9 protein-coding genes are annotated in these 8,926 nt (G+C 74.5%); 5 read left to right on the top strand and 4 right to left on the bottom strand.

Features of this window, described 5'->3' with window-relative positions:
- Positions 1 to 246: 246 nt before the first annotated feature.
- Complete coding sequence (locus SM611_RS35220; RefSeq protein WP_371954717.1) at positions 247 to 888, bottom strand: Gfo/Idh/MocA family oxidoreductase; 642 nt, start codon at positions 886 to 888, stop codon at positions 247 to 249.
- A complete protein-coding gene (locus SM611_RS35215; RefSeq protein ID WP_371954715.1) occupies positions 888 to 1,301 on the bottom strand; it encodes a Gfo/Idh/MocA family oxidoreductase in 414 nt (137 codons plus the stop codon). The genes SM611_RS35220 and SM611_RS35215 overlap by 1 nt, the downstream gene beginning before the upstream one ends.
- Positions 1,302 to 1,421: 120 nt before the next feature.
- Between SM611_RS35215 and SM611_RS35210 the strand changes: the two genes are divergently transcribed.
- Positions 1,422 to 3,071, top strand: a complete 1,650-nt coding sequence (locus SM611_RS35210) for an FAD-dependent oxidoreductase (RefSeq protein ID WP_371954714.1) — start codon at positions 1,422 to 1,424, stop codon at positions 3,069 to 3,071.
- A gap of 157 nt (positions 3,072 to 3,228) precedes the next feature.
- Positions 3,229 to 4,650, top strand: coding sequence for an ATP-binding protein (locus SM611_RS35205; protein ID WP_371954713.1), 1,422 nt, complete (start codon positions 3,229 to 3,231; stop codon positions 4,648 to 4,650).
- Positions 4,651 to 4,669: 19 nt separating this feature from the next.
- Here SM611_RS35205 and SM611_RS35200 read toward each other — a convergent pair whose 3' ends face one another.
- Entirely contained in the window at positions 4,670 to 5,464 is a 795-nt protein-coding gene (locus SM611_RS35200) for a class II aldolase/adducin family protein (protein ID WP_371954712.1), read from the bottom strand.
- Between the two features lie 129 nt (positions 5,465 to 5,593).
- Between SM611_RS35200 and SM611_RS35195 the strand changes: the two genes are divergently transcribed.
- The 3 genes from SM611_RS35195 to SM611_RS35185 all read left to right on the top strand — a co-directional run bounded on the left by SM611_RS35195 (position 5,594) and on the right by SM611_RS35185 (position 8,038).
- A complete protein-coding gene (locus tag SM611_RS35195; RefSeq protein ID WP_371954711.1) occupies positions 5,594 to 6,727 on the top strand; it encodes a helix-turn-helix domain-containing protein in 1,134 nt (377 codons plus the stop codon).
- A gap of 112 nt (positions 6,728 to 6,839) precedes the next feature.
- Entirely contained in the window at positions 6,840 to 7,709 is an 870-nt protein-coding gene (locus SM611_RS35190) for an LLM class flavin-dependent oxidoreductase (RefSeq protein ID WP_371954710.1), read from the top strand.
- Positions 7,709 to 8,038 (top strand): DMT family transporter, encoded by a 330-nt coding sequence (locus SM611_RS35185; RefSeq protein WP_371954709.1) that lies wholly within the window; start codon positions 7,709 to 7,711, stop codon positions 8,036 to 8,038. The genes SM611_RS35190 and SM611_RS35185 overlap by 1 nt, the downstream gene beginning before the upstream one ends.
- 11 nt (positions 8,039 to 8,049) lie before the next feature.
- On the opposite strand, the gene SM611_RS35180 is transcribed toward SM611_RS35185, so the two are convergent.
- Positions 8,050 to 8,901, bottom strand: a complete 852-nt coding sequence (locus tag SM611_RS35180) for a helix-turn-helix domain-containing protein (protein ID WP_371954708.1) — start codon at positions 8,899 to 8,901, stop codon at positions 8,050 to 8,052.
- Between the last annotated feature and the right edge of the window lie 25 nt (positions 8,902 to 8,926).

The following is an 8,926-nucleotide window of genomic DNA, read 5'->3' as shown; positions in this document are numbered from 1 at the left end:
CCTCACCCACATCGGCGACACCGCCGACCAGCGGCTGGCCATCCAAGCCGCCTACCCGATCCACGGCTGACACGTCGGGCCGACCTAGAATTCCCACACTCTGAATAAGACCCTCCGCCACTATCCGGCCTCTGATCCGGCGGGGACGGCCCACGACGCCGAGCGGCCCCACGATCCGCTGACCGAGACGGCGGTCCGCGTCGCCTGGAACGTCCGGGACCGCTACGGCGTGGTCGCCGGCCCGCGCTACCGAGCGCCGAGGCCGACGACGGCGCCCTCGGCGGCGGAGCGCGCGGCGGCCTCGATGACCTCCAGGCCGGTGATCGCGTCGGCGAGGGTGGTGGGCGGCGGCGCGCCGTCGCGCAGGGTGCGGACGACGCCCGCGTAGAACTCCTGGTAGGCGCCGGGGGCGGTGGGCTCGGGGGCCGCCTCGCCGGGGACGCCGAGCAGGCCGTGCGACTCCGCCGGGACGATGCCGTACCCGGCGTCCTGCGGGGTGAGCCCGGCGCGCAGTTGGTCCTCCTGCGGATCCATGCCGGAGACCGTGTAGGACGCGCGGTCCCCGAGCACCCGGAAGCGCGGCCCCTGCTGGGCGGCGGTCGCGCTCATCCAGAGGTGCGAGCGGACGCCGCCGGGGTGGGTGAGCGCGACGAACGCGTCGTCGGGGGCGGCCGCGCCGCGGCGGCGGGTGTCGAGCTCGGCGTAGACGCGGGCGGGACGGCCGAACAGGGCGACGGCCTGGTCGATGAGGTGGGAGCCGAGGTCGAAGAGGATGCCACCCGCGTCGCGGGGGTCGGTGCTCTCCTTCCAGCTCTCCCTGACCTCGGGCCGCCAGCGTTCGAAGCGGGACTCGAAACGCCGGACGTCGCCGAGGGCGCCGGACGCGATCAGCCGCGCCGCCGTCCGGTAGTCGCCGTCCCAGCGGCGGTTGTGGTAGGGAACACCGGCAGGCCGCGGACGGCGCTCAGCGCGGCGAGCGAGCGGGCGTCGGCGGCCGACGCCGCGACCGGCTTGTCCACGACGACGGGGACGCCCGCGGTCAGCGCCGTCCGGGCCAGCGGGACGTGCTGCCGGTTCGGCGCGGCGACGACGACGAGGTCGTAGGCGCCGGGTGCGCTCCACAGCCGGTCGGCCCGGTCCACGACGTCCGCGTCCGGGTACCGCTCCCGGGCGGCCCGCTGCCGTTCCGGCGCGCGGGTGACGACGGCGGCCAGCCGCAGCCCGGGCACGGACGTGATCAGCGGGGCGTGGAACACCGAGCCGCCGGTGCCGTATCCGATCAGCGCAACACGCAGGTCCATGCCACGATCATGGCCGATGGCGCGGGCGCGGCCCGGAGGCGGGGGGCGCCCTGCGTGTGCGGGTGCGGCCCGCCACGACGTAGGCTTTTGTCCCGGGTGATTCCGGACGAGGGGGGCGCGTTGCCGAAACCAGTGCTGCTGACCGTGGACGACGATCCGGGGGTGTCGCGGGCCGTGGCACGGGATCTGCGCCGCCGGTACGCCGAGTCGTACCGGATCGTGCGCGCGGACTCGGGGCGGGAGGCGCTGGACGCGCTGAGCGAGCTGCGGCTGCGCGGCGAGGACACGGCCGTGCTCCTCGCCGACCACCGGATGCCCGAGATGGACGGCGTGGAGTTCCTGGAGCACGCCATGGACCTGTTCCCCTTCGCGCGCCGCGTCCTGCTCACCGCCTACGCCGAGACCGACGCGGCGATCCGCGCGATCAACGACGTCGACCTCGACCACTACCTGCTGAAGCCGTGGGACCCGCCGGAGGAGAAGTTCTACCCGGTGATCGACGAGCTGCTGGACGCCTGGGCGCGCGAGGACCGGCGGCCGCCCGGCCAGCTGCGGGTCGTGGGGCACCGCTGGTCGTCCCGGTGCTACGAGGTCCGCGACTTCCTCGCCCGCCACCAGGTGCCCTACACCTGGCTGATGGACACCGACCCGGAGGGCGCCGAGCTGATCGCCGCCGCCGGGTCGTCGCCGGAGCTGCCGCTCGTGGTGAAGTCGGACGGCGGCACGCTGTCGGCGCCGTCCGACGCCGAGCTGGCCGCCGCGATCGGGCTGTCCAGCACGCCGTCCACCGGGTTCTACGACCTGATCGTCGTGGGCGGCGGGCCGTCCGGGCTGGGCGCGGCCGTGTACGGGGCGTCCGAGGGGCTGCGGACGGTCGTGGTGGAGCGGCGCGCGCTCGGCGGGCAGGCGGGGCAGAGCTCCCGCATCGAGAACTACCTCGGCTTCCCCGACGGGGTGACCGGGGCGCAGCTCGCCGACCGGGCCCGCCGGCAGGCCGACCGGTTCGGCGCCGAGCTGCTGCAGGCCGGGGAGGTCACCGCGCTGGAGTCGCGCGGCACCGCCCGGGTGGCGCGGCTGTCGGACGGCACGGAGATCGCCGCGCACGCCGCCATCCTCGCGACCGGCGTCTCCTACCGGCGGCTCAACGCCGACGGCGTGGACGCCTTCGTCGGGCGCGGCGTGTTCTACGGCGCCGCGCTCACCGAGGCCCCGGCGTGCAAGGACGAGGAGGTCGCCGTCGTCGGCGGCGCCAACTCCGCCGGGCAGGCCGCCGTGTACCTCGCCCGGTTCGCGAAGAAGGTGCACATCATCGTCCGTGCGGACGGCCTGGAGCGGTCGATGTCGCACTACCTGATCGAGCAGATCGCGGCGACGCCCAACATCGAGGTGCACACCGGCAAGACGGTGTGCGGCGCGGACGGCTCCGACCGCCTGGAGCGGCTCACGTTCGCCTCGCCCTCCGGCAAGAGGACGATCGACGCCCATTGGCTGTTCGTGTTCATCGGCGCCGAGCCCGGCACCGGGTGGCTGGACGGCTTCGTCGAGCGCGACCCGCGCGGCTACGTGCTGACCGGCCCGGACCTCGTCGCCGGGGGCCGCCGCCCGGCGGGCTGGCCGCTCGCCCGCCAGCCCTACCACCTGGAGACCAGCGTCCCGGGCGTGTTCGCCGCGGGCGACGTGCGCGCGGAGTCGATGAAGCGCGTCGCCTCGGCGGTCGGCGACGGCGCGATGGCCGTCGCCCTCGTCCACCGCTACCTGGAGCAGGCATGAGCGAAGTGAACCGGGGGGTGCGGGGGGTCGTCCCCCCGCAGGGCGCAGGCATGAGCGAAGTGAACCGGGGGGTGCGGGGGGTCGTCCCCCCGCGAGGAGCGGGCATGAGCGGAGCGCACCGCGGGTGCGGGGGGTCGGCCCCCGGCAGGGAGCAGGCATGAGCACCGCATCGCCGGAGGAGCTGCGCGGGCTGTTCCTCTTCGAGGACCTCGACGACGAGAAGCTCGACTGGCTGTCGCTGTGCGGGACGGCCGAGGAGTATCCGGCCGACGGCGTCATCTGCGCGCAGGGCGACCCCGCCGAGTTCCTGTACGTGCTGCTGGACGGCGAGATGGTGATGACCCAGATGGTGCGTGACCACGCCGTCGAGGTCAGCCGCACCGACCGCCCCGGCACCTACGGCGGCGCCGTGCAGGCGTACCTGGGCCACAAGATCGAGCAGAAATACCAGCACACGCTGCGGGCGACGCGCCCGTCGCGGGTCTTCGTGCTGCCGGCCCTGAAGTTCTCCAAGGCCGTCCGCAAGTGGTTCCCGATGGCCACGCACCTGCTGGAGGGCATCTTCTTCGGGATGTCGAACGCGCGGCGGATCGTGGACCAGCGCGAGCGGCTCACCGCGCTCGGCACGATCACCGCCGGGCTCACCCACGAGCTGAACAACCCGGCGGCGGCCGCGGCGCGGGCCAGCGCGGAGCTCGGCGACCGGCTGCTCGCCGCGCAGCGGAGCCTCGCCGACCTCGCCGCGCACGGCGTCGACTGCACGCATCTGAGCGCGCTCGTCGCGCTGCGCCCGGCGCTGCCCGCGCCGCCGGCCGGGCGCCGCAGCCCCCTGGAGGTCAGCGACGCCGAGGACGAGCTGGGCGACTGGCTGGAGGACCGCGGCGTCGGCGACGCCTGGGACCTCGCCCCGCGCCTGGTCGCCGCGGGCGTCGGGGTCGAGCAGGCGCAGGAGGTCGCGGACGCGGCGGGCGATCACCTGCCGGCGGCGATGCGCTGGCTCGCCGAGGTGCTGGAGGTCGCGCAGCTCCAGGCGGAGATCTCCGACGCGATGGGCCGCATCACCGCGCTGCTGGACTCGGCCCGCCAGTACTCCCAGCTCGACCGCGCCGCCTACCAGCGGGCCGATCTGCGCACGCTGCTGGACAGCACGCTCACCATGCTCAAGCGCAAGTTCGGCCCGGACGTGACGGTGAAGGTCGACTACGACGAGTCGCTGCCGCCCGTCCCGGTCTACGCGGCGGAGCTGAACCAGGTCTGGACGAACCTGATCGTCAACGCGCTGTACGCGATGCAGGGCTCGGGCACCCTCACCGTCCGCACCGCGCGGGAGAACGACCAGGCGCTCGTGGAGATCGCCGACACCGGGACGGGCATCCCGGAGGAGGACATCGACCGGATCTTCACGCCGTTCTTCACGACCAAGCCGGTCGGGCAGGGCACCGGCCTCGGCCTCGACATCTCGTGGCGCATCGTCGTCGGCCGCCACGGCGGCGACATCAGGGTGCGGTCGCTGCCGGGCGACACGAGATTCCAGGTCCTCCTCCCGCTCACCGAGCCCGCCGCGGAGGACTCCGCCTGAGACTCCGGGTGGGGCGGGCCTACTCGAACAGGTCGGGCTGCTCGCGGGTGATCTGGTCGTAGAGCGGCTGGTAGTTGATCCAGCCGACCAGGTCGTTGCCGATCTGCTCGTGGGTCAGGACGGCGTTGTCGTGCTCGATGGGCACGACCTGCCCGGCTGCCTTGGCGAGGAGCTGCACCTGGCACGAGCGCTCCATCGTGATGAACCACCAGGCGGCGGCGTCCACGGTGTCGCCGACGGTGAGCAGGCCGTGGTTGCGCAGGATGACGGCCTTGTGGCCGCCGAGGGCGGCGGCGATGCGCTTGCCCTCCTCCAGGTCGGTGACGACGCCGGTGTAGTCGTCGAACAGGCCGTGGTCCTGGTAGAACGCGCACACGTCCTGGGTGATCGGCTCCAGCTTCTGGCCGAGCGCCGAGATCGCCCGCCCGTGCGTGGAGTGGCTGTGCGCGGCGGCGACGACGTCCGGGCGCGCCTGGTGCACCTGGGAGTGGATCGCGAAGGCGGCCTCGTTGACCGGGTAGCGCCCCTCGACGACCTTGCCCTCGTGGTTCACCAGGATCAGGTCGCTGACCTTGATGTGCTTGAAGGACATGCCGAACGGGTTGACCCAGAAGTGGTCGGCGCGCTCGGGGTCGCGGGCGGTGATGTGCCCCGCCACGCCCTCCTCGAAGCCGAACTTCCCGAAGATGCGCAGCGCGGCGGCCAGCCGCTCCTTGCGGTGCCGGCGCTCGTCCTCGACGTCGTCGAACGAGGGCGGCAGCCGGAAGATCAGGTCGGTCGGCAGCTTCTCCAGGAACTCGTCCTCATCGGGCATTCGGCGCACTCCTTAAGCTCGTCTGCCCCCACCGAACACCATTGCCGGGGTGCGCGGCTAGACCGGATCGGTCCAAGCGTCCCGCACCCCGTTGTCCGGATCGGACAACTGGACGGGCAGAATACGGGCATGGAGGTCGGTGCGGGCGACCGGTTCCTGCGGCTGCTCATCGCGCGCAGCGAGGACCCGGTGCTGCTGGAGGCGACGGTGCGCGCCGCCCGGAGCCGGTCGGAGCTGGTGGCGGCGCTGCCCGAGGAGGAGACCCGGCGGCACGTCCGCGCCCTGGTGGGCGGCGTCCTCGCGGCGCTGGAGGACGGCGGGCCGAGCGGGGAGGTCCTCGCCGCGGCGGAGCGGCTCGGGTCGGACCGGGCGCGGCAGGGCGTCCCGGTCGCGGCGTTCCTGGACGGCTTCCAGGCCGGCCGCGCCCACCTCGTCCGCACGCTCGTCGCCGAGGGCCGCCGCACGGGCGTGCCGGACGCCGCGCTGCTGGACGGCGTGACCCGCATCGACGAGATCACGACCGCGCTCGTCCACCGGATGGTGCACGCGCACCGGATCACCGAGCTGGAGATGGCCCGCACCGCGCGGGAGGCGCGCGTCCAGATGCTGCGGCAGCTGCTGCACGGCGAGGCCGTCCCGGTCCTCGCGCCGCTGGACGCGGCGGGCGCGTACCACTGCGTCGTGTCGGACGTGAGCGACCCGGCGGTGGCGGCGCGGCTGGAGACGGAGCTGACCGCCGCGGGGCCGGGCCTGTGCGGACTGGTGGACGGCCGGTTCGCCGCCCTGGCCGCCCGCCTCCCGGCCCCCGTCCCGGCCGGCCCGCTGCTGGTGGCCGCGCCGCCGGCCCGCCCGGCCGACGTCGGGCCGATGTACGGGCTCGGCCGCCGCGCGCTGCGGGCCGGCGCCGCCGCCGGGCTCACCGGCCTGCGGGAGCTGGCCGACCTCGCGCTGCTCACCGTCACCGAGGCGGAGCCGGAGTTCGGGGGGCTGCTGGCCGCCGCGCTGCTGCCCGGGCTGGACCCGGACGAGCCGTTCCACCGGGAGCTGGCGGAGACGGGGCTCGCCTACCTGGACCACGGCGGCCGGATCGAGCCGACCGCGGCGGCGCTGCACGTCCACGGCAACACGGTCAAGTACCGCATCCGGCGGCTGCGGGAGCTGACCGGCCGCCCGCTGTACGACCCGTCGGACGGCGCGGCGGTGGCGCGGACGGCGAACTGGTGGTGGGCCCTGCACCGCTGGCTCGCGGCGGCCGCGACATGACGGACGGCGCGACATGATGGGCGGGCGCGACATGATGGGCGGGCGCGACATGATGGGCGGGCGCGACATGATGGGGCGGGGACACGGGCGACCGCCCGGAACGGAGGAACGCGTGACGGCACCGAGGATCGGCACCGTGCTGTGGCCGATGCAGTCCTGGCCGGAGGCGGGGGAGCTGTGGCGGCGTGCCGAGGACCTCGGATTCCGGCACGCCTGGGTCTACGACCACATCGCCTGGCGCGGCACGACGCCCTGGTACGACGCGTACACGACGCTGGCCGCGGCGGCGGCGGTCACCGCGCGGGTCCGGATCGGCACGCTGGTGACCTCGCCGAACTTCCGGCATCCCGTCCCGGCCGCGCACGCCGTCAAGACGATCGACCACGTGAGCGGCGGCCGGCTGACGCTCGGGATCGGGTCGGGCGGCACGCGCCGCACGTCCGACGCGGGCGTCCTCGGCGGGGACGAGTGGACGCCGGGCGAGCGCGCCTCCCGCTTCGCCGAATGGGTGGAGCTGCTCGACAGGCTGCTGCGCGGGCCCGAGACGTCCTTCGAGGGGGAGTACTACACCGCGCGGGAGGTCGTCGAGGAGCCCGGCTGCGTCCAGCGGCCCCGCGTCCCGTTCGTGATCGCCGGCGACGGGCCGCGCGGGATGCGGGTGGCCGCCCGGCACGGCGCCGGCTGGGTGACCAGCGGCCACGCCGAGGGCAGGCGGCCGCAGGAGGTCGTGCGCTCCCGGCTCGCCGCGCTGAGGGCCGCGTACGAGGCGGAGGGCCGCGAACCGGGCGACCTCATCCTGATGACGGGGTTCACCGAGGAGCCGTGGCTGGAGTCGGCGGGGGCGTTCGCCGACCTCGCGGGACGCTACGCCGAGCTGGGCATCACCGAGATCGCGCTGCACTGGCCGCGCCCCGGAACGCCGTTCGACGCCGACATGAAGGTGTTCGAGGCGATCGCCGCCGAGTACGGCGAGGCCCGCTGATGCCGTTCGTGCTGCTCGCGTTCGCGATCGCCTTCGAGGTGACGGCCACGCTCGCGATGCGCGGCTCCGAGGGATTCACCAGGCTGTGGCCGTCGCTGGTCGTGGTGGCCGGGTACCTGGTCTCGTTCGTGTTCATGGCCAAGGCGCTGACGTCGCTGAACGTGGGACCGGTCTATGCGATCTGGTCGGCGCTCGGGACGATCGGCGCGTTCGCCGGCGGCGTGCTGCTGTTCGGCGAGCAGCTCAAGCCGCTCACCATCGCCGGCGCCGTGATCATCGTCGTCGGGGTCGTCGTGATGAACATCGGCGGCGGGGTGCGGCAGGGCTGAGCCCGCGCGGGTCAGGCCGGCTCGGCGAGGGTCGTGACGCGCTGCTGCTCGAGCTGCCCGCCGACCAGCTCGGTCGGCGTGCATCCCGACAGGGCGCGGAACTCGCGGTTGAGGTGGGCCTGGTCGTAGTAGCCGCAGGCGGACGCGGCGTCGGCGGGCGCGGCGCCGCCGGCCAGCAGCCCGACCGCGCGCTGGAAGCGCAGCACCCGCGCCATCACCTTGGGCGGCAGGCCCACCTGCTCGCGGAACCGGTGCGTCAGGTGCTTGCGGCTCCAGCCGACGTCGGCGGCGAGGCCCGCGACCGTGACGCCGGGGGAGCCGTGCAGCAGCCGCCACGCCCGCGCCACCTCCGGGTCGGGGACGGGCCCCGCGTCGAGGCGGCGCAGCAGGAAGCCGTCCAGGAGGTCGAAGCGGGCGCCCCAGGACGGGGCGTCGGCGAGCCGCTCCACCAGCGTCCGCGCCGGGGGCCCGAGGAGGTCGGCCAGGTCGACGGCGGCGTTGGTGAGGCGGGCCATCGGGACGCCGAGCAGCGTGTAGGCGCCGAGCGGCGTGACGTCGAGCTGGATGCCGCGCTGCCCGCCGGGGCTGAGGTACATGCCGTGGCCGTCGTGCATCCCGGCGACGAACGACCCGTACTCGCGGTCGTGGACGCCGGGGTCGGGGACCTCCAGGTACAGCGGCGGCCCCAGGTTGATGATCACGACGGTGGTGCGGGTGGGCAGCGTGCGCATCCGGGTGGGGACGGCGTCGGTCTCCCAGTAGCCGTCGTAGGAGCGCAGGAACGGGCGCAGCGCGGGATGCGGCGGCGTACGCGCCAGCCACCAGCCGCCCCGGTCGTCGATCTGGACCGGCCTGTCGCTCATGCTCCCAGTCCTACCACGCCGGGCG

The organism is Actinomadura monticuli (assembly GCF_041463655.1).
GTDB lineage: Bacteria > Actinomycetota > Actinomycetes > Streptosporangiales > Streptosporangiaceae > Spirillospora > Spirillospora monticuli.
The sequence above is the reverse complement of the archived record's forward strand: the minus strand, read 5'-3'. Positions and strand labels throughout refer to the sequence as shown.